Origin of the sequence: Acaryochloris sp. IP29b_bin.137, assembly GCF_028285745.1 — a bacterium.
Classification (GTDB): Bacteria; Cyanobacteriota; Cyanobacteriia; order Thermosynechococcales; family Thermosynechococcaceae; genus Acaryochloris.
The window spans coordinates 1-26,906 of the sequence record NZ_JANQOP010000177.1; the positions used below are offsets into that span (position 1 = coordinate 1).

General features: G+C 48.6%; 24 protein-coding genes, 1 pseudogene and 1 riboswitch. Of the genes and pseudogenes, 14 read left to right on the forward strand and 11 right to left on the reverse strand.

The window, feature by feature from the left end; all coding sequences use genetic code 11:
* The first annotated feature begins 43 nt into the window (after window positions 1-43).
* Together groL and Q0991_RS12920 are read left to right on the forward strand one after the other, a co-directional pair.
* Window positions 44-1,711: a chaperonin GroEL gene (gene groL / locus Q0991_RS12915; RefSeq protein WP_299489107.1), complete on the forward strand. Its 1,668-nt coding sequence runs from the start codon at window positions 44-46 to the stop codon at window positions 1,709-1,711.
* A 278-nt stretch (window positions 1,712-1,989) separates the two neighbouring features.
* Window positions 1,990-2,080, forward strand: a riboswitch (Glutamine riboswitch).
* Window positions 2,081-2,121: 41 nt separating this feature from the next.
* Window positions 2,122-2,568, forward strand: coding sequence for a DUF4278 domain-containing protein (locus Q0991_RS12920; protein WP_299489108.1), 447 nt, complete (start codon window positions 2,122-2,124; stop codon window positions 2,566-2,568).
* A 536-nt stretch (window positions 2,569-3,104) separates the two neighbouring features.
* On the opposite strand, the gene Q0991_RS12925 is transcribed toward Q0991_RS12920, so the two are convergent.
* Window positions 3,105-4,115, reverse strand: coding sequence for a CsgG/HfaB family protein (locus Q0991_RS12925; protein ID WP_299489110.1), 1,011 nt, complete (start codon window positions 4,113-4,115; stop codon window positions 3,105-3,107).
* A gap of 95 nt (window positions 4,116-4,210) precedes the next feature.
* Window positions 4,211-5,467, reverse strand: a complete 1,257-nt coding sequence (locus Q0991_RS12930) for a trypsin-like peptidase domain-containing protein (RefSeq protein ID WP_299489111.1) — start codon at window positions 5,465-5,467, stop codon at window positions 4,211-4,213.
* A 922-nt stretch (window positions 5,468-6,389) separates the two neighbouring features.
* Between Q0991_RS12930 and Q0991_RS12935 the strand changes: the two genes are divergently transcribed.
* Together Q0991_RS12935 and Q0991_RS12940 are read left to right on the forward strand one after the other, a co-directional pair.
* Window positions 6,390-7,397, forward strand: coding sequence for a fatty acid desaturase (locus Q0991_RS12935; protein WP_299489113.1), 1,008 nt, complete (start codon window positions 6,390-6,392; stop codon window positions 7,395-7,397).
* 111 nt (window positions 7,398-7,508) lie between these two features.
* Window positions 7,509-8,792, forward strand: coding sequence for a DNA repair exonuclease (locus Q0991_RS12940; protein WP_299489115.1), 1,284 nt, complete (start codon window positions 7,509-7,511; stop codon window positions 8,790-8,792).
* A 9-nt stretch (window positions 8,793-8,801) separates the two neighbouring features.
* Here the strand turns inward: Q0991_RS12940 and Q0991_RS12945 are convergent, their stop codons facing one another.
* The 3 genes from Q0991_RS12945 to Q0991_RS12955 form a co-directional block, all read right to left on the reverse strand.
* On the reverse strand, window positions 8,802-9,296 hold the full coding sequence (locus Q0991_RS12945; protein ID WP_299489117.1) for a thiol-disulfide oxidoreductase DCC family protein: 495 nt from the start codon (window positions 9,294-9,296) through the stop codon (window positions 8,802-8,804).
* A 124-nt stretch (window positions 9,297-9,420) separates the two neighbouring features.
* Window positions 9,421-10,128 (reverse strand): DUF1353 domain-containing protein, encoded by a 708-nt coding sequence (locus Q0991_RS12950; protein WP_299489118.1) that lies wholly within the window; start codon window positions 10,126-10,128, stop codon window positions 9,421-9,423.
* Window positions 10,129-10,175: 47 nt separating this feature from the next.
* Window positions 10,176-11,840 carry an ABC transporter ATP-binding protein gene (locus Q0991_RS12955; RefSeq protein ID WP_299489141.1) on the reverse strand — a complete coding sequence of 555 codons (1,665 nt, stop codon included), beginning with the start codon at window positions 11,838-11,840 and terminating at the stop codon, window positions 10,176-10,178.
* 157 nt (window positions 11,841-11,997) lie between these two features.
* Here Q0991_RS12955 and Q0991_RS12960 point away from each other — a divergent pair, with 157 nt between their 5' ends.
* The 3 genes from Q0991_RS12960 to Q0991_RS12970 all read left to right on the forward strand — a co-directional run bounded on the left by Q0991_RS12960 (window position 11,998) and on the right by Q0991_RS12970 (window position 14,851).
* Window positions 11,998-12,612: a chorismate lyase gene (locus tag Q0991_RS12960; protein ID WP_299489119.1), complete on the forward strand. Its 615-nt coding sequence runs from the start codon at window positions 11,998-12,000 to the stop codon at window positions 12,610-12,612.
* A 142-nt stretch (window positions 12,613-12,754) separates the two neighbouring features.
* Window positions 12,755-13,870, forward strand: a complete 1,116-nt coding sequence (proB, locus tag Q0991_RS12965) for a glutamate 5-kinase (protein WP_299489120.1) — start codon at window positions 12,755-12,757, stop codon at window positions 13,868-13,870.
* A gap of 69 nt (window positions 13,871-13,939) precedes the next feature.
* Complete coding sequence (locus Q0991_RS12970) at window positions 13,940-14,851, forward strand: type II CAAX endopeptidase family protein (protein WP_299489121.1); 912 nt, start codon at window positions 13,940-13,942, stop codon at window positions 14,849-14,851.
* Here Q0991_RS12970 and Q0991_RS12975 read toward each other — a convergent pair.
* On the reverse strand, window positions 14,848-15,300 hold the full coding sequence (locus Q0991_RS12975; RefSeq protein ID WP_299489122.1) for a VOC family protein: 453 nt from the start codon (window positions 15,298-15,300) through the stop codon (window positions 14,848-14,850). The genes Q0991_RS12970 and Q0991_RS12975 overlap by 4 nt on opposite strands.
* A gap of 20 nt (window positions 15,301-15,320) precedes the next feature.
* On the opposite strand from Q0991_RS12975, the gene Q0991_RS12980 reads away from it, so the two are divergent.
* Window positions 15,321-16,091, forward strand: coding sequence for a TIGR00297 family protein (locus Q0991_RS12980; protein WP_299489123.1), 771 nt, complete (start codon window positions 15,321-15,323; stop codon window positions 16,089-16,091).
* Window positions 16,092-16,184: 93 nt separating this feature from the next.
* Window positions 16,185-16,715 carry a hypothetical protein gene (locus Q0991_RS12985; protein ID WP_299489124.1) on the forward strand — a complete coding sequence of 177 codons (531 nt, stop codon included), beginning with the start codon at window positions 16,185-16,187 and terminating at the stop codon, window positions 16,713-16,715.
* On the opposite strand, the gene rdgB is transcribed toward Q0991_RS12985, so the two are convergent.
* Window positions 16,707-17,291: an RdgB/HAM1 family non-canonical purine NTP pyrophosphatase gene (rdgB, locus tag Q0991_RS12990; protein WP_299489125.1), complete on the reverse strand. Its 585-nt coding sequence runs from the start codon at window positions 17,289-17,291 to the stop codon at window positions 16,707-16,709. The genes Q0991_RS12985 and rdgB overlap by 9 nt on opposite strands.
* A gap of 92 nt (window positions 17,292-17,383) precedes the next feature.
* On the opposite strand from rdgB, the gene rnhA reads away from it, so the two are divergent.
* Entirely contained in the window at window positions 17,384-18,148 is a 765-nt protein-coding gene (gene rnhA / locus Q0991_RS12995) for a ribonuclease HI (RefSeq protein ID WP_299489127.1), read from the forward strand.
* Window positions 18,149-18,223: 75 nt separating this feature from the next.
* Here rnhA and Q0991_RS13000 read toward each other — a convergent pair whose 3' ends face one another.
* The 3 genes from Q0991_RS13000 to ctpA all read right to left on the reverse strand — a co-directional run bounded on the left by Q0991_RS13000 (window position 18,224) and on the right by ctpA (window position 21,374).
* Window positions 18,224-18,643 (reverse strand): CAAD domain-containing protein, encoded by a 420-nt coding sequence (locus Q0991_RS13000; RefSeq protein WP_299489129.1) that lies wholly within the window; start codon window positions 18,641-18,643, stop codon window positions 18,224-18,226.
* 240 nt (window positions 18,644-18,883) lie between these two features.
* Entirely contained in the window at window positions 18,884-20,158 is a 1,275-nt protein-coding gene (locus Q0991_RS13005; RefSeq protein ID WP_299489130.1) for an HD domain-containing protein, read from the reverse strand.
* Window positions 20,142-21,374 carry a carboxyl-terminal processing protease CtpA gene (gene ctpA / locus Q0991_RS13010; protein WP_299489132.1) on the reverse strand — a complete coding sequence of 411 codons (1,233 nt, stop codon included), beginning with the start codon at window positions 21,372-21,374 and terminating at the stop codon, window positions 20,142-20,144. Before ctpA ends, Q0991_RS13005 begins: the two co-directional genes overlap by 17 nt.
* Window positions 21,375-21,582: 208 nt before the next feature.
* Here ctpA and petB point away from each other — a divergent pair, with 208 nt between their 5' ends.
* Both petB and petD read left to right on the forward strand, forming a co-directional pair.
* Window positions 21,583-22,230: a cytochrome b6 gene (gene petB / locus Q0991_RS13015; RefSeq protein WP_299489133.1), complete on the forward strand. Its 648-nt coding sequence runs from the start codon at window positions 21,583-21,585 to the stop codon at window positions 22,228-22,230.
* 120 nt (window positions 22,231-22,350) lie between these two features.
* The gene (gene petD / locus Q0991_RS13020; RefSeq protein WP_299489135.1) at window positions 22,351-22,836 is read left to right on the forward strand and encodes a cytochrome b6-f complex subunit IV; all 486 of its coding nucleotides are present in this window, start codon (window positions 22,351-22,353) and stop codon (window positions 22,834-22,836) included.
* Window positions 22,837-23,723: 887 nt separating this feature from the next.
* Here the strand turns inward: petD and cobJ are convergent.
* Window positions 23,724-25,568 carry a precorrin-3B C(17)-methyltransferase gene (cobJ, locus tag Q0991_RS13025; RefSeq protein WP_299489137.1) on the reverse strand — a complete coding sequence of 615 codons (1,845 nt, stop codon included), beginning with the start codon at window positions 25,566-25,568 and terminating at the stop codon, window positions 23,724-23,726.
* An 80-nt stretch (window positions 25,569-25,648) separates the two neighbouring features.
* On the opposite strand from cobJ, the pseudogene Q0991_RS13030 reads away from it, so the two are divergent.
* Window positions 25,649-26,233, forward strand: a pseudogene (locus tag Q0991_RS13030) (Uma2 family endonuclease).
* A gap of 133 nt (window positions 26,234-26,366) precedes the next feature.
* Window positions 26,367-26,552, forward strand: a complete 186-nt coding sequence (locus Q0991_RS13035) for a hypothetical protein (RefSeq protein WP_299489139.1) — start codon at window positions 26,367-26,369, stop codon at window positions 26,550-26,552.
* Window positions 26,553-26,906 lie beyond the last annotated feature (354 nt).

Here is a 26,906-nt window from a genome sequence, read left to right on the forward strand (position 1 = left end):
GTGTGTAATTCACTGAGAAGGCGCAAACGAGAGGACGCTTGTAATGGCCAAACATGTAGTATTTGATGAAGAGTCCCGTCGCGCTCTTGAACGCGGCGTAAATTCTCTGGCAGATGCCGTACGCATCACCCTGGGGCCTAAAGGTCGCAATGTGGTTCTAGAAAAGAAATTCGGAGCACCTCAGATTATTAATGATGGGGTGACGATTGCCAAGGAAGTTGAGCTGGAAGACCCGCTGGAAAACGCCGGTGCCCAGCTGATGCGTGAAGTGGCTTCCAAAACCAATGATGTGGCTGGTGATGGGACCACCACTGCCACCGTGTTGGCTCAAGCGTTGATTCGCGAGGGCCTGAAGAATGTGGCTGCGGGAGCCAACCCTGTTGCCCTTCGGAAAGGTATCGATAAGACCATTGATGCCTTGGTGAAAGAGATTGAAGCCAAGTCGAAGCCTGTTGCCGGAGATGCGATCGCACAGGTTGCCACTATCTCAGCAGGCAACGATACCGAAGTCGGCCAAATGATTGCCCAAGCCATGGATAAAGTGGGTAAAGATGGCGTTATCACCGTAGAAGAATCTAAATCCCTAGCCACCGAAATGGAAGTTGTCGAAGGGATGCAGATCGATCGAGGTTACATATCCCCTTACTTTGTGACCGATGCTGAGCGTATGGTTGCTGAGATTGAGAATGCGCGGTTACTGATTGTCAATAAAAAAGTGAGTTCTCTCCAAGACTTGGTTGGCATCCTGGAGCAGGTTGCCCGCGCTGGACAGCCGCTACTCATCATTGCGGAAGACCTAGAAGGCGAAGCCCTAGCCACCCTGGTAGTGAACAAGCTTCGGGGTGTACTAAATGTCGTTGCCATCAAAGCGCCTGGGTTTGGTGAGCGTCGCCAAGCCATGCTTCAGGATATCGCTGTCCTTACCGGGGGACAGGTCATTTCCGAAGATGTAGGCTTAACCCTCGATAAGGTTGAGTTAGATATGTTGGGGACGGCCCGCAAAGTCACCATCAGCAAAGACAACACGACCATTGTGTCGGAAGCAGCAAATGCCGGTGATGTTGATAAGCGCGTTCAACAATTGCGACGCCAGTTGGATGAGACGGATTCTGAATACGACAAAGAAAAGCTACAAGAGCGGATTGCCAAGCTAGCGGGTGGAGTTGCCGTCATCAAAGTGGGGGCAGCAACGGAGACCGAGCTCAAGGATCGTAAACTGCGGATTGAAGATGCGCTAAATGCCACTAAAGCAGCGGTAGCCGAGGGCATTGTTCCTGGCGGTGGCACAACCCTGATTCATCTCACCAAAACAATTGAGAGTGTCAAAGCTCATCTCAAAGATGAAGAAAAAGTCGGTGCTGACCTAGTCAGCATCGCCTTAGAAGCCCCCCTCACCCAGATTGCAGATAATGCTGGTCAGGAAGGCGCTGTGGTGGTGGAGAAAGTCCGAGATGCGGACTTCAGCTACGGCTACAACGCCATGACAGATACCTATGAAGATATGATCGCTGCAGGGGTGATTGATCCGGCCAAGGTTGTCCGATCTGGCCTTCAAAATGCGGGTTCAATTGCCGGTATGGTGCTAACCACTGAGGCCCTGGTGGTCGATAAGCCTGAGCCTGCCAGTGCTGCTGCCCCTGACATGGGCGGCATGGGCGGCATGGGCGGCATGGGCGGCATGGGCGGCATGGGCGGCATGGGTATGATGTAAGCCCCCTGGCTCGTTAGCTTTAAGTTTCCTTAAACAGCCTGTATCATTGCAGGCTGTTTTTTAGATGCAAAATGATTCATATGCAGGTGTGACAGGAAGTGATGCCACACGATTATTCAGCTCAAACTGATTTTTCATAAAATTTTGTTGAGGACGGATTAAATAAAAGTTGTGTCCAAAACTACATTAAATCTAGATTTAGGTAAATTTTAAACTTTTGACAAGGTTGACTTGAGCAATTCCTAATCTGAGAAGGGTATCATTATATACAGAAATTAATCGTTCATCTTGCATCGCTTGTCTGTTTGATTCTTGATCAAAGATGAGTTGGCAAGACGGAAGTAAGGCATTTACCTGAAGGAACGCGCCTCGTCCCATATCTTCTCTATTGTTTAGGTCGGAGGCCAACCATGAAATATTCCTATCGCGGCGTCGAATACACCCCCGTTTCCCCCTCATTAGAAGTCACAGAAACTGAAATTCTCGGGAGCTACCGTGGAACCCCCAGCCGCCGTCGGCATTACGCAGCCACCAATCTCCATCAACCTACCCATGTTATGAAATACCGTGGAGTTGGCTATGGTGAGGAGGGCAGCACTTCTTCCATCCTCCCAGAGCAGGTCTCTGCGCCAGCACCCAAAATTCCTGATGTTGTCCCTCAATCTATTGCTGCGGGTTCAGCAATAAATCATTCCAGACCCTCAGGGCACCTGGGTATTCGGGATATTTCTGAGTTGGAAAAGGTGCATAACACTTTTATTCGTCAAACTTTAGAGCATCGTCTTGCCGTTGCCAAACGCAAGGGTGATCAAGGGTTAATTCAAATGCTCGAGCAAGAGCAGCATCAACTCAATTAACGCAAAACATAACACGAGTTACTCCAATAGCAATGCTCCCAATTCGCTCAATTGGGAGCATTTTTATGGTTAATCGACTAGACGATTGCAGTCTGAGCCGCAACCAATGGCTGGGTTGCCAGTTCCCTCAGGGAATTAACTGATCAGATGGCAGTTCTATTGAAATGTGAAACCTAATAATTCAGCGCGCATGTTACGCAAGCGAATCAAAACCACATATAAATATGTGTTTCTATAGAAATTAGGACTTGCTAAATCAATTTTTCTGTGGTCTAATCTGGCAAAATTCCCATCGGCGTCGCCCATGATTACCCTCAATCCTTCGCTGCTCATTCTGACCATTGCTTCAGGATACTTATTTACCATCTATGTCGTCCTAGGATTTATCAAGCAGATCAATCACCTCCATTAAAATGTGCCCCACAAAATGCGCCCCAAACGGCGACCAACCTTTTGCAGGGTAGGGGAGTGATTAAGCTAAATAAACGCAGGGTTAGCCCCTTTGATGGGTGGCAATGCAGAAGCTGTCTGTTGAGCTATTCGACTGCTTTTGCCACATCCCCGACTTTAAATCCAGTGCCGGTTAGAATCTTACCGACAGAAGACTGGTTATCGACTTCAGTCAGTTGAATGCGACCAATGGACTGGGTCTGCCGACGCAATAATTTTCCAGTCGTTGGGTCTTTAATATCTTTAATGACACGCTCGACGGACACAACCATACCGGGTCGAAATCCATGAACACCTCCTTTATTGAGGACGATTTGATTGCCAGTGACGTCGGCAACTACCATTTCCTCAACAGGAAGCGTTGCTGGCTGTGAAGCTAATTTAGGAGCTACAGCTGCGAGTTGAGCCACAATCTTATCGACGGCTTGGCCCGATGCTTCACCTAACAGTCGTTCACTGCTATCAGAGCTGGAATCAACGCCAATGCCTAGAATGCGACCACGACCTCCACTTTTATCTGCTTGGCCTGTGGCTTCTGCTGCGGTCAGAATTTCACCTGTGGCAGTACTCACAAGGCGAGTGGATAGTTGAACGGTGGCGATTTGCTTCTTTTGTTTTCCTCCCAGGCCAAAGAAACCGCCAACAGAACCACCTTTGGATTGTTCTTCAATGTGAAATTGGGTGATCGAACCAATCAGAACAGCATCGACGCCGAGGACTCGACCAATTTGAGCAGCGGTGGTAGGCTCAATGCGACCAGACTGACCTAGATTCTGTTCAGCTAAGATGGCGTCGATTTTACTGCGCTCGACCAGGACATAGGTGCCATCTTTGACGAGTTCGTTGGTGAGCAGATTGCTGATGCCTCGGGATGCGCCATTTTTGTTGTATAGACCATAACTAATACCAGTTTTGCTGACATTGGCATAATCGAAGTCTAAGACAGCAATCCGTCGGCTTTCTTTGACTTTGATCTGCTCGACGCCAATGCCGGGAGAGCTGAGAGGGTTGGCATAGACGGAACCCGGAACGCAAAAAGCTGTGAGAACCGTGAGAGCCACAGAAAGTTTCGCAATGGGTAAAACGGAGTTTTTCATGAAAGTAGCGTCCAGTACATCCTTAAACGTTTTGACGGTAGTGAGAAAGATTCAGTTTCCTGATCTCGCTAGATAAAATTCAGGCGGAGAAAAATTTAGCGATCGCAAATCGTCCGAATGGACTGCCTACAGTTTTTAGAGGCAATATTAATCGCGTCTAAGGCTCGCTGATAGTCGGCTTGATTATTGTCTTTGAGCGCCAGATCAGCAGCGGTACGTAAGTCGGTGAGGGCCGCTCCTTGTTGACCTTGGTTGAGGTAAACAATCCCCCGGTTGTAATAGAGAATGGCATGGTCTCCCTGGAGCTGAATGGCTTGGGAGTAATCTGCGATCGCACCGCCGCTATCCCCCAAAGACGATTGCACTAAAGCCCGACCGATATAGGCTTGCAGCAGATTTTTGTCTAACTGAATGGCCTGGTTGAAATCCTGCAGGGCTCCCGTCTGATCCTGTTTGACGAGACGAATACTGCCGCGCAGGGCATAGGCTGGGGCAAATTGGGAATTTTGGCTGATGGCCTGGGTAGTATTGCGCAGCGCCCCGGCCATATTCCCCAGACGGTATTGATCTAAGGCCTGTAAGTAGAAGTCAGAAGCACTAGATGGTGCTGAAGGGATAGATGCTATCGGCTTGATTGGAGCAGTGACGGTATTGGCCGGAGCCATCTTTAAGAAGGTATGGATGGGAATGCCGAGATTAAACCCCGTTTTGATAAAAATATCAGGGTTAATATTTTGATTCTGCACCGTAGTGGTGGTGTCAGCACGACCATGAATACCCAGCAGCTTGCCGTCCTTGTCTAGAACTGGACCGCCGCTCATGCCAGGTAGGGTGTTGTTGGTATAGACCAAGGCATACCCATCACTTAAGGGCCGGGTGGCATTGGCTGTAATTGTGCCCGTGGTGAAGTTATAGATAATGTCTGTGAGGGCTGTTGTGCGGCTGGGAAAACCTGCAACGAAGCTCTCGCTTCCTTCTGAGAGTTTTTGAGAGTTACCGATCTTGACCACAGTATAGGAACGGTCACTGGTAAACTCCAGCATGGCGAGATCGACGCCGGGAAATTTGGTAATCGTCTGCATATTGACAGGATATTCCTGCCCGTCATTGGTAATGATGGTGTATTCATCTACAGTGGCCACAACATGAGCAGCGGTCAATACGGTGTAGCGACTGCCATTGCGTTTAATGATCACACCCGAACCAGGGGCTTGGCTGTCCACCCGCACGGTAATCTGTTTGGCGACTTTGTTGATTTCGGCGGGGCTAAGGGCGAGGGCAACTTGCGGTGCCAAGACGATTGCAGCAACCGTTCCCAAGAGTAGGGTAGAAAATTTTTGGGGAATGTTCATGCAGTTTCCTAAAAATATGCCGATGGCATATAAACCGATGCTTGGATTGAGTACTCAGTTGGCGTAGTGCTCTGGATTGAGGATACCCCAACTCAGATTTGGGTTTGACAAGGTTTTATTCACACAAATAAAAACAAGCATCTGTTTTAATCGTAGCGACTTAATTTTAAGGGACTTAAGACCTGGATCACTAGCCAATCGTGATCTCTAAACTTGTGAGTTCCCATTACTTCTGTATCGTGTACCTCCCTAGATCGTTATCTGTCGCCATTCAAATCCCAATACAGCCCACGCAGCCAGTGACAATTAAACTGAATTTTATCCAAATGTGGCGATTTGGGGCCGGGTGGTCACTCATTGAAAGTTCATGGATAACCAACCTAGGGGTTGTTTTGCCTGGACATAAAAATCTTTTATATGGGAGTTTACTGAATTGAACGTTGTGGTATCACCCTGATGTTAGAAATGCAACTATAAAATTAATTGTATATTTCTTTATGGCTTCAACTCGTGCCACCTATGCTACCTAAGCAATCGCTTTTCTATAAGCCAAAATATTAGTAGATCTACTTAGTGATTTAGTTTAGATAAAGTTCTAAAAATTAGAACTGAGGCTTATATAACCAGGAGCTTGTGGATTTAGGCAGGGAATTTCAAGTGCGACAATCTAGGTTTATTAGCTAATTCTGAAAGTCTTGATATTGGTAATACTATATACCCTATCAGGGTCCAACGAAAAAGCAAGGATTTATGCAGAAAGAGTTTAATTGTTTAAGATTTTTAGGAGCAGTTTTTGGACGTTCTTTATTTCCAATTACTGCTCTCCTAATTATAGGAGGAACCATTTTTTGGGGGCCATGGATAAGCCTATTTCTGGCGTTTTCTTGGTTTATCATCGTCCTTGGGTGGATAGGTTAAGGCAATGAGTATCGATCAAAAACAAAGCACACCCAAGAAAATAATTCTAGTCAATTTTGAAGATATCCACTGCATTATTTTCCATATTTTATGTTTAGCGACATATGGCTGTTCATTTTGGCTTTACCTACACCCAGAACTATCGCATATCGATAGTTTAGGATCTCGACTGGCCTTTGAAGCAGCATCTGCACTGCTATTGGGATGGATTACAGGGGTCAATGTCGGCGTTAACTTTCACAATCATGCTCATCAAAAATTCTTTCGAGCTGCCTGGTTGAATCGTTGGATCACTCGATTATGGACTTTTTCGGGCGGGTGGCCTGGTTTTTTTTGGGAATATAACCATTTAATGATTCATCACCCCAACGTCATGGCATCAGAGGACTGGACTGCGCCTCGATACCGACCGAGCGGTGGGTTTGAAAATATTTATCGGTTCTGTTTCGCCCACTGGCCCTATCGCTATATTGTTCATCTTTGGCAAGAATTTCGACAGGGTGGCAAAGGGAAATACACCACCGATGCCGCCACTAAAGAGTTGATGATTTTCGTCTGTCTTTGGTCCATTCCCTTTTTTATTGATCTAAAAATGGCATTAGGATTATGGGTTTTACCCCAATATATTGCCAACGTTGTCATTATGGGTCCGGGAATGTATGCCCAACATATCGGCTGTATAGAGCCCTCTTCTGAAAAGCCGTTTCGCCATTCCGTCACCTTTGTCTCCCAATTTTTTAACCTGACCATGTTCAATATTGGGTATCACATTGAACATCATTCTAATCCCGCTATTCACTGGAGTGAACTGCCCAAAGTTCATCAAAGATTGAAGTCAGAACTGATTAACCATCAAGCCCATATTGTGCCATTTGGCCTCTATCATTGGGGAATACGTCTTTTACTTGAGCCTGAGCGATCAGCACTCTGTAAAGGTAAATTTGCCGCTGCACAACATCCCAACTATCGTTTCACTTGCCCTCAGTTGGCTAATCCTCCAGTCATCAAGTAGGCTTTCCTCAGTGCATACTGCATTCCTTACCATCAATAGTGCAGGAGCGGTGTCAATGCAGTATTCTTCTAGCCTAGCGTTGTCGAATTTGCTGTTATGGATTAAAGCACTATGCCTCGCTTTCTTCATGTTGCTGATGTGCATTTGGGCTACACCAAATATGATTCCCCCGAGCGCACCAAAGATTTTTATCGAGCTTTCAGTGATGCTCTAGAACGCTATGCCATCGAACCCCAAGTTGATTTCGTTCTGATTGTTGGGGATTTATTTGAGCATCGCCAAGTGCTGCCCGCGGTTCTCAATCAAGCTCAGCTCTGTTTGGATCGGCTGCAAGAAGCAGGCATTCCTGTCTTAGCCATTGAAGGGAATCATGACTATCGACTGTATGGCACCCGTACAAGCTGGTTGCGGTATTTAGCTGATTGGGGGCGTCTGATGCTGTTAGAACCCAATGCTGACGAAGCACTAGAACCCTGGAATCCTGAAACCAGACAGGGGGGCTATATTGACCTGGATTGTGGTGTGCGGGTGATTGGGTCACGTTGGTATGGCGCTGCTGCCCCTCAAGCGATTCAATCCTTAGCCCCTCAGGTAGAGCAACTCCCCCCTGGCCCAGAGCATACGGTGATGATGTTCCATCATGGTTTGGAAGGCCATGTCTCTCGCTATAGCGGCGCACTTCGCTATCAAGACTTTGCTCCTTTGCTGACGGCGGGCGTGGATTATTTAGCCCTCGGCCATATTCACCGTAGCTACACGGCTGAAAACTGGATTTTTAACCCTGGTTCCATCGAAGCCAATAGCGTGATTGAAAACCAGGATCAAAATCCTCGGGGAGTTTTCCTGGTCAATCTCTCCAAAACAGGAATCAAGGCTGATCTTAAAACCGATTACTATCAGCGCCCGATTGTGCGATTGAACTTAAAGGCGGATCCGAAACAAACGGCAGTGGAGTTAGAAGCAGCAGCGATTGCTACCATTGAAACGGCTTACAAACAGGGCAAAACGGAAGAGGCGATTGTCGAGCTGAGAATCCAGGGCACGATTGGGTTTGAACGCTCGGATTTGAATGTGAAGGAGTTGAGATCGCACCTCCATACTCTTAGTAAAGCCCTGATCATGCTGATTAAATACGACGTCACTGGCGTTGAGTACCACAGCTATATCAGTGATCAAGAAGAACTTCCCTCCCGCCACGATATTGAACGACTAGTGTTTACGGATCTTTTGGCTGCCAATGCCCATTATCGCGATCAGGCAGAATCCCTATCCACAGGTCTGATGGATCTAAAGGATCGTCTTCTCAAACAACAGACTGAACCCGAACTCTATCAGTATGCTCAGGAACTGCTTTCCGCGAGGTCCTCAGAGCCGAATGCTTCCTCGCAAGATTAGCGCACGATTTTATTCTGCAGAAACCTTGCATCGATCACTAGAGCAGGCGAGTTGTTGCTGCCGTTCAGCTAAGATCGTTGCTAAATCTGCTCTCCCCGTCAATTTCAACCGCCAATCAGCCCAAATATCATAGATAAAGTCTGCGATCGGGCCAACAATGGGCAGCTTGGTGATGGCATAGACCCAACCCATGCCTAAGACTTCATAGACTTTGCGGAAAACGGGCACCCCTTCCATCACCGTGCCATCGGGTAGTAAAGCATGAATGCTTCCCATCGCCGTTTCGAAGTCAATATTGCCATTGTCTGCAGGCGCGTAATTCAAGTCTGCAATATCGACAAAGGCAACTAAGCCCTGGCCTGCATCCCGTTTCCGCAAAAAATTGACCTCTCTCAAGCAGAGGGGGCAAGCCCCATCATAGAGCAATTTAATTTGCCATGAGGGACTTGAATCAGGTACAGATGATGCCATCGTCTTGGAGGATGGAGCAATATCAGAGGTCATAAAGGCTGGGGGTGAGCTTCTTTTTTGACTATAACCTTGATTTTTACCGAAGGGGGGCACGGCGAATGTCCGCTGTTTTTTGACATAAAATATTGCCCAGCACCGTGTCTTTGTGGGGTTACCCCTACTTGCTCGGGGGGGCACTGCCTTTAAGCAGAATAAACATCAGCAAATAAAACAATGCGACCGACGTAACGCAGATTTCAAGCCCGAACGAAAAGATGACGCCAGCTAGACATAACAGAATAGCGATCAGCACGAAGGTGGCAAGGATGGGAGGTTTCCCTCCTCGTGATCGGCCATTATATTTCACAAAAAACCAACCCAGTCGAACGGCAAGCCAGGCTAATCGGGCGGTAATTGGCATATCGTTGACCGATTGAATGATGTTGCTGAACAGCTTATCTGCTAGATCTCGGCGAACGGGTCTAAATTCCCTTTCTCCATTCTTGTGGGCATAAACCAGGCCGCCATATTGAAATGCAAAGTCGTGAACAATGGAGGCGGTTAGCATCACGCCCAAGGGTCTCAATAAACCAAAACTGAGAAAGCTCACCAACCATGGTAAAGGCACGGACGCACCATCAAGCAGCGTTAAAGATTGCCGAAAGGAGACTGGAATGACAATATCGCCACTGAGATCACAGTGGTCATATTCAGTTTCTCTCAGTTGAATACGCAGATGCCAGTCATTCTCCAGGCAGAAAAGGCGGCGAGCGCTTGCCCCCCGCCAAGCCCCCAAAATGCTCTTCCCTTGGGTGTTGAGAAGAATGGGGATCAACGTAGGGAATTTCTCGTACTCAATTTGAAAGTCTTCGTCACCATATTTCATTGTTTAGAGGACTCTGTGTTTGTAAGGTTCTGCGCTTTGTGTAAAATCTACCCTTCCTGCAGTCTGGCTAGCAAGGGGGCGGCTCCCAACAGAGTCTGAGTATAGGGATGTTGGGGATGGGTGAAGATCGCTTCTGTGGGGCCAATTTCGACGATTTTCCCCTTATTCATAACGGCGATGCGATCGCAAAAGAATCGCGCCACCCACAAATCATGGGTAATAAATAGGTAGGTTAGGTTGAAATCCTCCTTTAAGGACTGCATCAAATCTAGGACCTGGGTTTGAATACTGGCATCCAGCATACTCACGGGTTCATCACAGATCACGAGCTTGGGCTGGGTAATCAGCGCCCGTGCGATCGCCACCCGCTGCTGCTGTCCCCCAGAAATATCGCTGGGAAAGCGTTGAGCATAATCCGGGGTGGGCGTCAGGCCCACGCGCTCCAGCATGGTATGCATTTGCGACTGAGCCTCAGCAGGCGTTGCTAACTCATGAATCAGCAGGGGTTCAGCGACACTTTGACCAATCTTCATGCGGGGGTTGAGGCAGGCGCGCGGATCTTGAAAGATCATCTGAATTTGGCGACGACATTGCCGCAGTTCTCGTCCTGCTAGTGCAGTGAGTTCCTGCTTGTCAAACTGGACACTCCCCGCTGTGGGGCGGACAAGCTGCAAAATACTGCGAGATAAGGTACTTTTGCCACAGCCAGATTCTCCTACCAGGCCCAAGGTTTCGCCAGCATGAATGTTTAAGGTAATCCCATCTACCGCTTTAATTGCATCTGCCTTTTGAGAGAGGAGACGAGCGACAAAATTGGTCTCTAGGGTGTAATGTTGCTGCACGCCTCGAAGTTGGAGCAGCACGTCATCCTGTTTGGGAGGGTCTTCCTCAAGCGGGGCCTCTGCTGCGCTGGTTTGCAGATGGAGCGCGGCTTGCAACAAAGACTGGGTGTAAGCATGTTGTGGATTAGTGAGAATGTCTTGGGCTGGCCCCAACTCGACCATTTTGCCCTGGTACATGACGGCAACGCGATCGCAATATTCACTCACCAACGCCAAATCGTGGGAAATCAGCAACAGACCCATCTGGCGTTCTTCACAAAGACGGGTCATCTCCTTCAAAATTTGAGCTGCCACCGTGACATCCAAACTGGTGGTAGGTTCATCGGCAATCAGCATTTTGGGGTCAAGAAGCAAGGCCAAAGCAATTGCTACCCGCTGTCGCATACCACCACTAAATTCATGGGGGTACTGGGTCCAGCGCTCAGCCGGAATATTGACAGCGCTGAGGGTATCTAGGACTTTGGTTTTAGCTTCTTCAGCTGACAGTTGAGGGCGATGGACCTTCAGGGTTTCCAGGCAATGCTTTTTTATCGTCAGCAACGGGTTTAAGCGGGTCATGGGGTCTTGAAACACCAGGGCAATTTCCTCGCCTCGGAATCGCTGCAAGTCTCTCCCAGTCAGCGTTAAAACGGATCTGCCCGCAAAGTTAATCTCGCCTTCTAAACGGGTACCGGAGGGTAGAAGCTGCATCAAGCCTCGCCCAATCGTGGACTTACCACAGCCAGATTCTCCTACTAACCCAAGTCGTTCCCCAGCCCCTAGCTCAAAGGACACTTGATTGACTGCCCAAGTCTGGGTATCAGCTCCCCACTGCTGGGCATAGGCAATCTTCAGATCGTTTACATGCAGCAAACTGACGGCAGAACTCATATCCTGTGGACGAATAATATGTACGTCAAGGCTGTTGGCGTGAGTAGAGACTCTAAAGCCACCAGTATAGCCAGCAACCCCAACCGGGTCTGATTTTTGCACGCAGGGACAAATACTGTCTATGATAAAAACGTATTGAAAAGTTTTGTGAAGACCTTTGTTAGCAAACGCTGATACGAATAATCAAGCTCTCCCGACCTCGGCCTGGCATCACTTGGATGTCTTATGGCAAGCTGATCAGGCCCGTATTCAACCTGGCCTCTCTTACCATCAGCTTTCCCCTACCTGGCAGATGTTGATTTTGGGAGACGGTTCGCCCACTCGCCATTTACAGTTGCTCACGGGTGAACCCACGGAAGTCGATGTAATCGATATGTCTTTTGTGGGGGCCGAGCAAGATAATGCCCCCGATTTAATTAAGGCTGTCCCAGGTCCACGGTTACGCCGCCAGGTGTGGCTGCGAACCCCTTCTGGTCAGCGGTTGGCCTATGCCACGTCTTGGTGGGAAGCCAGCCATGTGGATGAGTATCTACAGAACCGCTCTTTACCGATTTGGGCGAGCTTGGCTCAGTCTCGGACTGAACTGTTTCGAGATATTCGCCAAGTTTTTTGCGGTCAATCCGAGGCGTTATCTAAAGCTTTTGACCATCCCGGACCTTTTTGGGGACGCTACTATTTGTTTTGGCATGATGGACAACCTCTGACTTTGATTTATGAGGTCTTTTCCCCCCATCTCAACCGGTATTTAGGGCCGATCTCTAGTAATCTCTAACCTACTCAGGTGACATAGGCTCGGCTTGGCCGATATTAAAGCAAGACTGAGTATAAATATCCAGAATTGACTCTAAGATAGGTGAGGCAACGTATATATCTAGGTTCAAGGCACTCCCCACCTGGACAGCATCCGAGTCAGCATGTCGCAAACCTTAGTTCTTAAAATAGGTACTTCCAGCTTAACCAACCCAGACACGGGGCATTTGGCCTTAGCCACCATTGCGTCCTTAGTGGAAGTCCTTAGCCAACTGCGACAAGCAGGCAACCAAGTTATTCTCGTATCCTCTGGGGCCGTCGGGATTGGCTGTGCCCGCTTGGGTTTAGCAGAACGACCTAAAGCCATTGCCCTCAAGCAAGCCGTTGCAGCAGTCGGTCAAGGGCGATTGATGCGCATCTACGATGATTTTTTCACCAGCCTGCAACAGCCCATTGCCCAGGTCCTACTGACCCGTGGGGACTTAGCGGATCGCAGTCGGTATATCAACGCCTCCAATACCTTGCAAGAACTGCTTAAACTAGGCGTGATACCGATTGTGAATGAAAACGATACGGTGGCGGTGGATGAGCTACTCCGGTTTGGCGACAACGATACGCTATCGGCCCTTGTAGCGGGATTAGTTCAGGCAGATTGGCTATTTATTCTCACGGATGTGGATCGGCTCTATTCGGCTGATCCCCGGACCCAGCCAGATGCTCAGCCCATTACCACCGTAGAACGAATAGAGGAATTGGCTGCTCTGAATGTCAATGCTGAGAACCAGGGATCTCAGTGGGGGACGGGGGGCATGGCAACCAAAATTTCAGCGGCTGCGATCGCAACCAATGCAGGGGTTCGCACCGTGATTACCCAAGGCAAAATCCCTGAGAATGTTCTCCGCATCCTGGCGGGAGAAACCCTCGGCACTCAATTCCAGCCTCATCCTCGGCCCCACAATGCCCGCAAACATTGGATTGCCCATGCCCTTGTCCCTACAGGCAAGCTGATTTTGGATGAGGGGGCTACTCAGGCCATCACCCAATGTGGCAAATCTCTTCTCGCGGCAGGTATCACCGCAGTGGAAGGCCAGTTTCAAAGCCAAGAGGCCGTAAGCTTTTACAATCCATCTGGAGAAGAAATTGCCCGCGGGTTGGTCAACTATAGTAGTGATGAACTGCAGCAGATTCGGGGTTTACAATCTGAAGATATTGCCCAGACGCTAGGGTATGCTGGGGCAGAAACAGTGGTTCATCGCGACAATCTGGTTATTACAGGGTAATTTCTGCCATTTTATGAGTCTAGCGTCGATATTCTCCTCATTAACTACCGTTGAGTGCAGAGGCTGCTTGTGAGCACCGGACTACAAACTATTTTTTTTAGTCGGCGTCCCCGGCGACTCAGAGCAGGCTGGCGAATCTTAACTCAGAGTGCGTTGGAGCTGGTTCTCTATATTTTGTTGAGCTTTATCTTTTTTCGAAATATCTCCAACACCAGCCAACAAGCCTTTGTCTTTGATCGGCTTATTTTCTTAGCGGCCACCACCATCTCTATTTTTCTGACTCGACGATATTTAGATCGGCGTTCCTTTGACTCACTGGGCCTAGAAATCAATGCTTGGATGCCGTGGGATTTACTAGTGGGCTTTCTGTTAGCAGGTCTGCTGATGGCTGGCATTTTTATGTTTGAATACCAAGTTGGATGGCTCACCATCATTGGATACCGCTGGCAACAAGACTCCCTGGGAACCATGATTTCAGAATCGTTGGCAGCGTTACTCGTGTTTGGCCTCTGCCCTTCTTGGCGAGAAGAACTAACCTATCGAGGCTATTGGCTCCATAATATTAAGGCCGGTCTCAATTTACCCCTGGCGATGGTCTTAACGTCGATAGCTTTTGCCATTCCTCATTTGAGATATCCTCATATCAGTTATCGGGCAATGATCTTTATTTTCTTAGCGGGTCTTTGGCTCGTCTATGCGGGGTGGGTTACTCAGCAACTGTGGTTGCCCCTTGGCATCCATGCGGGTTGGAACTTTTTTGAAGGGATAGTGTTTGGCTTTCCCCTCAGTGGGTTAAATACGTTTCGCTGGATTGATCAAACCGTATCGGGGCCGACCTGGGTGACTGGTGGAGATTTTGGTCCTGAAGCTGGTTTTGTCGGCGTTGTGGCCATGTTGATGGGTGGACTGCTCGTGCTGGCTTGGAGTCGATGGCGAATGTATTGGGGGAAACGCTTACAGAATCAGAGTCTCATCCCTTAAGGAAGGTCGCCAATTTGGGTGAGATCTTGGCAACCGAAAATGGCTTCTGGCTGACGATAGTGTTTAAACTCCAACAAGTTATGGAACGGATCTTTCAGGAAAAATGTGTGGTGCTCTAAGGGGGAGTTGGCGAAGCGAATTCGCGGGTCCTGATAAAAGGTCAATCGATAGTGTTCTGCTCGTTCCACCATCGCTTGCCAAACCCCAAACTGAGAGAACACCAAACCAAAATGTCGGGGATAAATTCCTTTTTGCGGGGTCAGGGGCTCACGGGTGACATGGGCCACTAACTGATGACCGTAGAGACTCATAATCAGGGACTGGGGACTTTCTCTCCCTAGCTCACATCCCAACCCCTCATGGTAAAAGGTTTTCGTTTCAGAGATATTCGTGACAGGAAAAGCCAGGTGGAATAGGATGAAGTCAGTGGTGGGCTGTTGTGATTGCATCGCTTAAGTAATCCCCAAGAATGACTGTTTTAAACCAAATTGGGTCGCTAAACCCCTGGTTAGTGGCTGCGGTGTTAAATATAGCCTTAGGCCTAATCGGCTGGCGGCTGGTGTCTAAGCTGCTAACCCCTGCAGGTTTGGTGCATGCTTGGATTTTAGGGGTAGTGGTTTGGGGCGTACTGGGTTGGCCTGGATACCTCGTCGTTCTATTTTACTTTTTAGCTGGGTCAGCCGTAACAAAAGTCGGCATGGCCGAAAAAGAAGCGGCCGGTATTGCCGAGAAGCGCTCTGGGGCAAGAGGACCCGAAAATGTTTGGGGGTCAGCCGCTAGCTCAACGCTCTGTGCCTTAGCAACCTTAGTGGTTCCTATCCCTTATCGTCCACTCCTTTACCTAGGGTATGTCAGCGGATTCAGCACGAAGTTGTCCGATACAACGGCGAGTGAAATTGGCAAAGCCTACGGTAATCGCACCTTTTTGATTACCACTCTCCGGCCCGTACCTCGTGGCACCGAAGGTGCGGTCAGTTTAGAAGGGACCATCGCTGGACTAGTCGCCTCCGTCGTGATTGCTGGTTTAGCCTGGGCTGTAGGTTTAATATCGCTCATGGGCGTTATCTGGTGCATCATTGCAGCGTTCGTGGCCACGAATTTGGAAAGCGTAATTGGGGCAACGGTGCAGTCCCAATTCAATTGGCTGACCAACGAAGTCGTCAATGGGATTAATACTCTGATTGGTGCATTAGTCGCTATGGGATTGGCTCTAGTATGGTCTCACTTCGTCGGCCTTTAAAGGTTTGGCCCGTCAGTGACCACTCTCAAGATAGATAATAGTAATGCGGGAAATGCGATAGGATAATGCATCAAGACAAGGAGGCCAAAAAGGATGGCTTCAAAACCGGGGATTGTACCGATGGTTCTGGCTGCAGTAGTTGGGGGATCAGCAGCACTTTTTTTAACACAACTTTACTTCAGCATTTGGATTGAACCGTCAGTCACTGCTGAGAAAGCACCACCGGTGTTGGAAGTCAAACCAATACCAACGGATGCGATTGCCAAAAAAACGCCTCCTCCATCGGTTGATCCACGAACTGATGTTCTCCGCATCAGTAATCAAACCCAATATCCGATCCGAGTGGTCCTTCGCAGCCACCTCAATCCCAATCATCCCAGTCCCCCCCAGGATCCCCACTTCAAAGAGCCTGTCCATTGGGATTTTGCTCCCCAAGAAGGCAGTATTAAGGGTCTCCAGGTCTCTTTGCCTTCTGGTCCATTTCAGCTCTATCGAGGCGATGTGCTGATGGCTTTTGCCTTAGACGGGTCCCAAAAATATTGGGGCCCCTATATCGTGGGCGATACCCCCCAGCCCACCTTAAAAAATGCAGATACGGAATGGCATTTGGTGATTTCACCCTAATTCTGTTTGCAGTGCTAACAGTTGAGGGCGAAGCAGCTTAAAGGCTTCCCCCCGATGACTAATTTGGCGTTTGGATTCTGCCGATAGTTCTGCAAAGGTTTTGTGCTGGGAAGGTACATAGAAAATAGGGTCGTATCCAAACCCGCCCTGTCCTTGAGGCGCTAGAAGAATTTCACCCACACAAATGCCTTGGGCCTGACAGGCAACACGACCATCCGGTCGAGCGAGGGCAATCACGCACACAAATTGAGCCCTGCGATTGGTGATTCCCTGCAGTTCCGAGAGAAGGCGCTGAATCCGCTCGGTATCGGTTGTGCCGTACCGAGCGGAGTAAAGACCGGGAGCACCGTCTAGGGCCATCACTTCTAATCCTGAATCATCAGCAATCGCCCACTGTCCCAAATGCTGAGCGACCTGTGTGGCCTTGAGAATGGCATTTTCACTGAAGGTTGAACCAGTTTCTTCGATGTCTAACTCCGGGGGCATCAACTGTAGTTGCCAAGGCAGATCGGCTAAATGCTGTTGCATTTCTTTTAACTTGCCAGGGTTTTGAGTAGCCACAATCAAGGGGGTCATATCCGTTTTACCTCTCTAGGACACAAAAAGGATGGAGGTCGCAAAAAATCAGCGTAGGATAAGAGCGACGCGTGCTGGAATCAGGATTGGCCATGCCTACTTTTGCCGATATTAAAACGATTTATACGGATGGTGCTTGCTCGGGCAATCCCGGTCCCGGCGGATGGGGGAGCGTCATTTATTTCACAGATGGATCTTGCCATGAAATTGGTGGTTTCGTTCCCCAGACCACCAATAATCGCATGGAGTTACAAGCTGCGATCGCAATCTTAGAATTGTTGCAAAATAAACCTTTACCCCAGTCCATTCCCCTCTATACTGACAGCGAGTACGTTAAAAACGGCATTACCAAGTGGTTGGTAGGCTGGAAACGAAAAGGGTGGAAAACAGCCAAGGGCAAACCTGTTCTCAATCAAGATTTATGGCAACAGCTCGATCAACTCAATGATACTTCCATAGACTGGCGCTATATCCGTGCCCATGCTGGCCACGAAGGAAACGAACGCTGTGATCAAATTGCCCGCGCGTTCTCCCAAAAACAAACTCCGCAACTCCAACAAATCACCATGGCTGAATCAGAGACCCAAAACCACAGCATGCCAGAACCGTCCGAAGCAACGATTGGAGCATCCCGCATATCCCATCTCCATGACTTAATTGACACACTGGAGATTGCAGATTATATTGCCAAGGAAGGATATCTCATCAGCAGCTCAGAACTGGCGGATCTGATGTCTGTTCATGCCAATGCGGTCACGAGTCGAGGCGATGAATGGGTGTGGCGTAATTGGCTGATCTCTCGCGTTAGACGGGAAGGGAATCAAATCCTCTGGCAACTCGAACGCCTAAATTCTTAGGTCAACACCCATAAACAGTCAGCAAGGCAACGGCTAACCGTTGCCTTGCCAAACTAGTTCGGGATTAGGAGAGCGCTATTTGTCTCCACCCGTAATCCGGTCCTTCAATTGACGATAGTCAGTGACTAGCTGTTGGCGCGTTTCAGCATACCGTAAGTAATGCCAAGCAAACCAAGCAGTGTAGCCCAAACCAATCAGTTCCAGCAGAGGTGCAACCAAGGGGATGGCATTGAGGACATCTAAGACCCCATCCGCAACCGCCACAGAAACCAAAGCCGCTAAAACGATTAGCCCTGTGGTTAACGGTTTCTTATAAATTTCAAACGTTTCCCCGACTTGTTTAGGGAATACGTCAACAAAATCCCTCAACTTTTCGCCAATCTCTTTAACGTCAATCGTAGTGGACTCGTCCGAAGAAAGACGCGACAAACTTCCAGAGGTTTCAGTATTTAAATCCAAATCAGCAGTCGTCTTTGTTTCCTGGTCAGCATCCATGGTGTTTTTATGGGAATAACAACTTCACAATCATTTATCAAGCAGAAATAAAACTATATCTCAAGTTCACCTACTTGGGCAGGATAACGCCTAACTTGCTCCTCAAACACACATAACTGGGCTTGAGACAGAGATATGATTTAACCATGTTACCCATTTTTTCTGGAGATACCTTCGCCCTCAAGAAGGATTTAACGGAACCTTTTTAGATTCTTTTCCCAGGGACATTTTCAGAACTCACTATTGCTGAAGGTATTGCTGTAATGCTGGCGTTTGCGTTAATGCCGCTTCAATCGCAACCGGATAAATAATCCAAGTCCGCCGAAAAGGTTGAATTAAGGCTTGCACTAGCGGAGATACCTCACTAATTTCAACCAGGTTTTTCCCAGAGCGCAGATTAATACCTCGTTGATACAGCGTGTAGCCTCGGGTCAGAGCCACCTGTAAACCGGTATAAAAACTAGGCTCCTTACCTCTAGATTGAAGCAACTTGTAACTCTGACTCAACAGATCTTGTTGTTGCTGTTCCGTCAAATCACTAATATCCATCGCCTTGAGCAAATCCCGATTGAGATAGCGTTGGCATAAGTCCCTCAAAATTGGATCATCGCTGGACTGCCATCGTTGTAAATGGTAGGTAAACACAATATCGTCTGCTGCCAAATAGTGGGGCAAGGAGACCTTTGCCCCCCCGTTGATCAACCAGGCGCGAACGGTTGGATCGGCGTCAATTTGATCGGCCAGCAACAACTCCTTGGCCCGCCGAAATGCTTGGATTAATCCCCAGGCAGACGCTAAATTCTTGGGGTGGTTGTAAATCTGAGCATACATAAAGTAGCGAACAACCAAATAATGCTCAATGGCGGCTTGTCCCTTGTGCGCGACCACCAACTGTTGAGTCGCAGGGTCATAATCCAAAGCCATTAGGATTCGGTCTAAATCCAGTTGGCCGTAAGAAGCACCGGTAAAGTAGCTATCGCGTAATAAATAGTCGATGCGATCGCAATCCAACTGGCTCGACACGAGTTGACTGACAATCGGCAACTCAAATGTCTTCAAATAGGCCTGTTCGAGTTGGCCCGCCAAAGCTGAATCAAAGGCATCGAGCAACGGTCGGATCTGGTCCGACTCTCGCAAGATGGTGCGGGTCCAGGTCTCATGATGACTGTGAAAAATGTCTTCCCCCGTATGACTGAAGGGGCCATGACCAATATCGTGGAGCAACGCACCGCACAGGACAAGCGCCCGATAGGGTTGCAGTTGCGGATAGGTCTGCATTAACTGATCGAAGGCCAGTCGAGCGACATGCATCACCCCCAAGGAATGGGTGAACCGCGACCCTTCTGCTCCATGAAACGTGAGGCTGGCGGTCCCCAATTGCCGAATGCGTCGGAGTCGCTGGAATTCAGGCGTATCGACCAGTTGAATGAGAAGCGACTCCACTGGATCCTGGTTGGTTAAGGTAATACTCCCATGCAGAGGGTCATGGTAGGTCCGACTAGGTGGATGCGGCACTAGCAATCACCGCCGATTCTGCCAGAATCTTAAGCGCCTGTTGATATTGGGTATCCGCCGAGGTTCCAACTTGATCGCTGCGGAGCGTGGATAAGGTCACAACTTTATCGGGCTTAATTCCCACTTTATTGATATTGCGATGACTCGGAGTTTCATACTTGGCAATGGTAATCGCCAAACCCGACCCATCCGACAAATTAAATAGGGACTGAATCGACCCTTTACCAAAGGTTTGCTCGCCGACTAACTGGGCACGGCCATTATCTTGCAACGCTCCCGCTAAGATTTCACTAGCACTGGCACTACCGCGATTGACTAAGACCACTAGCGGGGCATCCGTGAGAGACCCTACTTTTGCGTCGAAACTGTTGCGAATGCCCTGTCGATCAACGGTGTAAACAATTGGGCTCGGTTCTAGCCACATCTGGGCAATTTCCACCCCGGCTTGCAGGAGTCCCCCAGGATTATTGCGTAGATCTAAGATATAGCCATCTGCCCCCGCAGCTTCCAGCTTGGTGATGGCTGCCTGCATCTCCTGGGTGGCATTGGCATTGAATTGACGGAGACGGATAAAGCCCACGTCTTGACCATTGGGCTGGGGCCGTAATTCTGCAAATACTGGGTTAATGGCAATGCGATCGCGTTTAATGGGGAATACCAATACGCCCTGATCGGGGCGCTGTACTTTCAATTGCACCGATGATCCAATCGGACCTCGCATTCGCTCAGCGGCTTCATCTAGGGTTAAATCAAGGGTGGAAGCATTATCGATATTGAGAATTAAATCTGCAGCTTGTACCCCTGCGATCGCAGCCGGAGACCCCTCAATAGGAGCTAGGACTTCCAAGTAACCCGATGTTTCGTTCTGAATAATCTGTAAACCGACCCCGGTTAACTCACCCGAAGTACTTGTCTTTAAACTCTGGTATTGCTTCGGTTGAAGGAGTCGCGTAAAGGGATCATCCAAGCTATCCAACATTTCACGGATCGCCCTGTAAGTAGACTCTCGATCCAGCATTTGACGGGTTAAGGCTTGCTGTCGAACCGAACGCCAATCCTGGTGATTGAAAGAATCATCTACATACGCTTGGTCTACCAGTCGCCAAGCTTCGTTATAAAGCAACTGCTCCTCAGTCAGAGCTGTTGCGGGTGGCACAACAACTAGAGCGAGGACAAATTGAAAAATACAAATAAAGCTAATAATGCGTTTAATCATTTGTAAATTTTAGCGATATTCCCCTTTGTCTGGTTCCTCGCATACCGTAAAAGCCTGATAAAACGTTGAATGTTTGCACCGTGGCCCAGAATAATAATCCCAATTACAGTGCACCCAAAAAATACCTCTATGATTTTCTGAAAGGTGTATAGGCACTGTGTTACATTTTTTATGAAGAGCGATACATTTTTTTGGAACCCCTAGCTTTATGAGCAAAGTGTACGACTGGTTTGAGGAACGCCTTGAGATTCAGGCGATTGCCGATGACGTAACCACCAAGTACGTGCCGCCTCACGTCAACATTTTTTACTGTCTGGGTGGAGTCACCCTAACGTGCTTCATCATCCAGTTTGCAACTGGATTTGCAATGACCTTCTATTACCGACCTACGGTCACTGAAGCGTTTAACTCCATCCAATACATCATGACTGAAGTCAACTTTGGTTGGTTGATTCGGTCCATCCATCGTTGGTCGGCCAGCATGATGGTCTTGATGATGATTCTCCATGTCTTCCGGGTCTATCTGACGGGTGGATTCAAAAAGCCCCGAGAATTAACCTGGATTACTGGCGTTATCCTAGCGGTTATCACTGTGACCTTTGGTGTGACTGGCTACTCTTTACCCTGGGACCAAGTGGGTTACTGGGCTGTCAAAATTGTGTCAGGTGTGCCAGAAGCGATTCCTGTTGTTGGCTCTTCTATCGTTGAGCTATTACGAGGTGGAACTAGCGTCGGTCAATCCACCCTCACACGTTTTTACAGCTTGCATACCTTCGTTTTACCTTGGTTAATTGCAGTGTTTATGCTGCTGCACTTCTTGATGATTCGAAAGCAAGGTATTTCTGGTCCTTTGTAAACGCTTGGTAGGCTCTGAATCGGGTTTTCTGTTTTCGGAGTCTCAGGGATATAGAAGCACCAGTCTTTCTAAAAATCCTCATCTGCTGACCCCCTAATAGAATGGAGAACACTCGCAACCATGGGAAAAATACTCAAACAACCTGATCTTAGCGATCCTCAATTAAAGGAAAAACTTAAAAAGGGCATGGGCCATAACTATTATGGTGAGCCTGCTTGGCCCAATGATTTGCTCTATGTTTTTCCCATCGTCATTATGGGCACCATCTCCTTGGTGATTGGCTTAGCCATTTTAGACCCGGCGATGGTGGGTGAACCTTCTAATCCCTTCGCCACCCCTTTGGAAATTCTGCCAGAATGGTATCTATATCCCGTTTTCCAAATTCTGCGGACCGTTCCCAGTAAGCTGTTAGGTGTGCTCCTACAAACCACAATCCCTTTGGGATTGATGCTTATTCCCTTTATTGAGAATGTCAATAAGTTTCAGAATCCATTCCGACGTCCGATTGCAACGAGCGTCTTTCTGTTTAGCGTTGTTGTGACGTTGTGGCTTGGGATTGGTGCAACTTTCCCAATCGACAAATCCTTGACTTTAGGTTTGTTCTAGAATTCTCAACCCCCCAGTCTCCTAATCATTAGGGGTAATCTTCTTAAAAAAGAGCATTCATTGGAATCCAGTGAATGCTCTTTTTAATTCAACTTTAGAGGCAAGACTGAGGTTGTGTTGGCCCCGAGTGTTTTACGGGGTGTCTGATCCAGAACACTCCTCTTAATCATTAATTAATCTTATGTTTTTTTCAGACTTGATTTTCTCGGGCTGGAAGACCCTAGCTCCTATATTTTAATTTTCAAGAATAAAAATAATTGGTCCTCTATTCCCTGAAAATGTTCCTGGTAAACATTTTCAGGGAATATTAACTATTGTTAATTTTACTCAGAAATGGGCCTGACAATTCCCAGATGACTGTGTTAACTTAGAATTCAAGGAATTAGAAAAACTGATAGCTTCACTGAAGCCACAGGTAAAAAAGGCTATTTTAGTCTTTTTGTTCGGTTTAGTGAATAAGCCGCCTAGGGAATGTGTAACGTTTCTAAGCGATTTTTCTGTATGCCTTTGGTGTTGGGAGTAATAAGTTAAGCTAGGCGATTTCGCTAGCTAGCTTACTGTTTTCTGATGAGAATTCACTGAGTTCTCGTGTGCTGAGGAGATAACCTAAATTAGGTTGCCAGGTCACGGAAGCGGAGGATGCCGTCCAAACTTTCGTGGGATGCTCAGGTGCTGACTAAAGTACTGGGCTAGTTTGGCGTGTTTCGAAATGACCAAGTCTGCTTTTTTCTACCCTTCTATCTTCCTCCTACTATGTCGACTGTCCCTTTTCCTGTATTGCTCCTTACTGTAGCGTCTTTGTATCTGTTATCCATTCATTTTCTCTTGCGGTTGCTTCATCATCGCGATCAGTTGCGCAGACCGTAAATCAGATGATGCGGTCAGTCCTACTCGTTTTCCAATGAATGGGTTGTCTTAAAATAGCCCCTGGGAGTAACCATCCAATTATAGTGAAACCGAGTGGTTGCATTGCCGATGATCACGGTACTAAGCATGTCAACGGGTAGAGTATCCAGCTCAGCTAGCGTTCCTAGATGGGTCGTTTGGTCAGGACGGTAAACTGACCGAACGACCGCTACGGGCGTTTGCGGATCTCGATGTCGCAAGCAGATTTGCTGAGCTTTGAGTAGATGTTCGATGCGTTTTTGCGATCGCGGATTATACAAGGCCATCACAAAATCAGCAGCAGCGGCAGCCTCTAGACGCTTCTCAATCACAGTCCAGGGGGTGAGTAAATCACTGAGGCTAATGGCGCAGAAGTCATGCATTAAAGGCGTACCGACTTGGGAGGCAGCGGCTTGCAAGGCAGAAATTCCAGGAAAAATTTGGACGGCTGGGGTCTGCCCATCCCAACCGTTCTGCTGTAGCGCTTCCATCACTAAACCGGCCATGCCATAGATACCAGCATCACCCGAAGAAATCACCGCTACGGTCAAGCCCCACTGAGCCAAATCGATGGCTCGTTGGGCGCGTTGGCGTTCTTGGGTAATGGGGGAGGGTTCGATGATCTGACCGGGACGAAACAGCGATCGCACCAAGTCCACATAGAGGGTATAGCCAATCACCACATCTGCTTGGGTAATGGCAGTTTTGGCCGCAGGGGTCATTTGTTCCAGGGCACCAGGCCCCGTTCCCACTAGCAACAGTTGCCCACTGCGCCCGGTATATTCCTGCTCAGCTTGAGCAATGGCAATAGTGACGGCTCCGGGGTGAGCTAGATCTTTAAAGATTTGCTTGGTAACCAGGAGAGTAGATTGCTGGGAGGCTTTGAGAGCAGCGGCTTCAGCGACGCTGGGCGTCCCCACTTCGGCCTTGACGACATCGGAAGGAGTGGGGACTGCTACGGCCTTTAAGTCTTCAGGGGAATAGCATTTTAGAGGCCAGTTAGCCTGTTGGCAGAGGTCCACTAACCCTGCTTCATCCGCTTTTAGATTTAGGGTGGCAATCCCGGCAATGGCTGCCCAAGCCAGTTGATGTTGTTCGCAGACTTGGTGGAGGACCTGTTCCATTAGCTGTCTGGAGGTGCCTCGTTCACAGCCCATGCCTACCCAGAGAACACGAGGGTGCCATTGGACAGTGGGTTGGCCTAGGGATAAGACTTTGGGACTGATCCAAATTTGGGGAGATTCGGTATCGCTAACGAATTTATAGGTATGAGATGGGGGTAAATGGGCTTGCCATAGTTCTGAGCCAGCGGCTTGGTGAACAGTGACGATTTCGCCTCGGGCAATGGCACCAGCGATGGCGTTCCAGTCGCCAGCCCCTCGTTGCCAGCCGAAGGGGACACCAAGTGTATCGATGCTGGGCAGGTTAGCAGCATTGCTAGCCCCTGTGAGGATAGGGGTGGCTCCGATTTGTTGGGCGAGGAGCTGGGTCAGTTGGTCGGCTCTTCCGAGGTGACCATTGCAGAGGCTGATCACGAACTGGCCCGATTCATCGAGGACAACAACGGCAGGATCTTGGGCTTTGTCGGTTAGGAGAGGAGCGATCAGCCGGACGACGGCTCCGATGGAGAGGCAGAAGATGAAGCCTTGATGGTCGTTCCACAGGGTTTGGAGATGGTCTTTGAGGGAGCCTTGGTAGGCTTGGGTATGGGGTAAGTGGGCAAGGGAAGCGGGGACCCAGAGGGTGGCTCCGGTTTGTTGGCAGAGGGGTTGGAGGGTATGGACGGCGCTGGGGGTGGTGGCGAAGGCGGCTAAGGGCTGAAAGGATTGAAAGAGACTTGGACTCAAGGGGATTTTCCGGTTGGGGTTAGGGGAGAAATATTAGGATAACAACATAACCGTAAAGGAATGCAAGGCTGCGATCTGCCATGCCCCTCTCACCTGTGACGCTGCAACATCCGTCATCGAAACAGATGGCGGATGAGCAGTTTTTTGAGTTTTGTCAGATAAATCAATCCCTGAGAATTGGGCGAGATCGCACTGGAGTGATTTCCATTATGTCTCTCCCTGGCCCCGAAACGGGCAATCGAGAAGTCAATATTTTGGGAGAGTTGTGGAGTTGGGCGGAGTGGGATGGCAGTGGGTTAGTGTTTAGTTCTAGTGTGGGGTTTAAGCTATTCAGTGGGGCGGAGTGCTCGCCGGATGCGGCTTGGATTAGTCTGGTGCGATGGCAAAGGTTAACTTTGGAGCAACAGCAGTGTTTTGCGCCAATTTGTCCTGATTTTGTGGTGGAGTTGTGATCTCCTTCGGATAGTTTGCTGCCGTTGCAAGACAATATGGTGGAATATTTGGCGGAGTCGGGATATCGGTTAGGGTGGCTGATTGATCGGCATCAGCGGTGGGTGTTTGTGTATCGACCTCAGCAAGACGTTCAGTGTCTGCAGGGTCCAAGTCAGATTAGTGCTGAACCTGAATTGCCAGGGTTTGTATTGAATTTGACGAAGGTTTGGTAAAGCTGAGTTGGTGATAAATGCTTACAGCTTATGCTGCTGCCTCTGGTCCTGAAGATTCAGCTGCCTTTGGTAGGTAAATATCCTCGATCCTAGTAGTATGGTGTTAGCAACCCTTCAATTGGGCCGTAAAGTAATGTCTCCGCACAGAGTCAGACATTCCTCGATTATGGCGGCGTTGGAGGCCACGGGTGAAAATGTCCGGGTAGTGCAGCAGCTCTCTCGCCATACCAAGCCGGAAATAGTGATGCGATACGACGATAACCGAAAGGATCTCCAGGGAGAGATGACGGGGGTGTTGTCAGGGTTGTTGGGGAAGTGAAGGACGATCCATTAAAGACAGACAGAGTATAGCTTAAGGACAGTACTCAACTTATCAGGATTGTGGTAATTGCTAAATCATAGACAATCAATCCTGACAGCTTCGGTCGTTTTAGGCCTAGCTGCCGGGATTTTCAAGGTTCTGTTGTCGTGACTCTTAAGGATGGATCTGTTAATGCTTTTACTTGACAGCTCATTGCAGCCCTCAATCGTGGCCGAAGACTTACAATGACCAAAAGCATAAAACTCACTGAATAAATAGTCATGAACTATCGAGATAAATTTATCTGTGCTCTTTATGGCTTGATTGCATTGATTGCCCTCCCTGCAACATGGATTAACAATATTGCCTTTA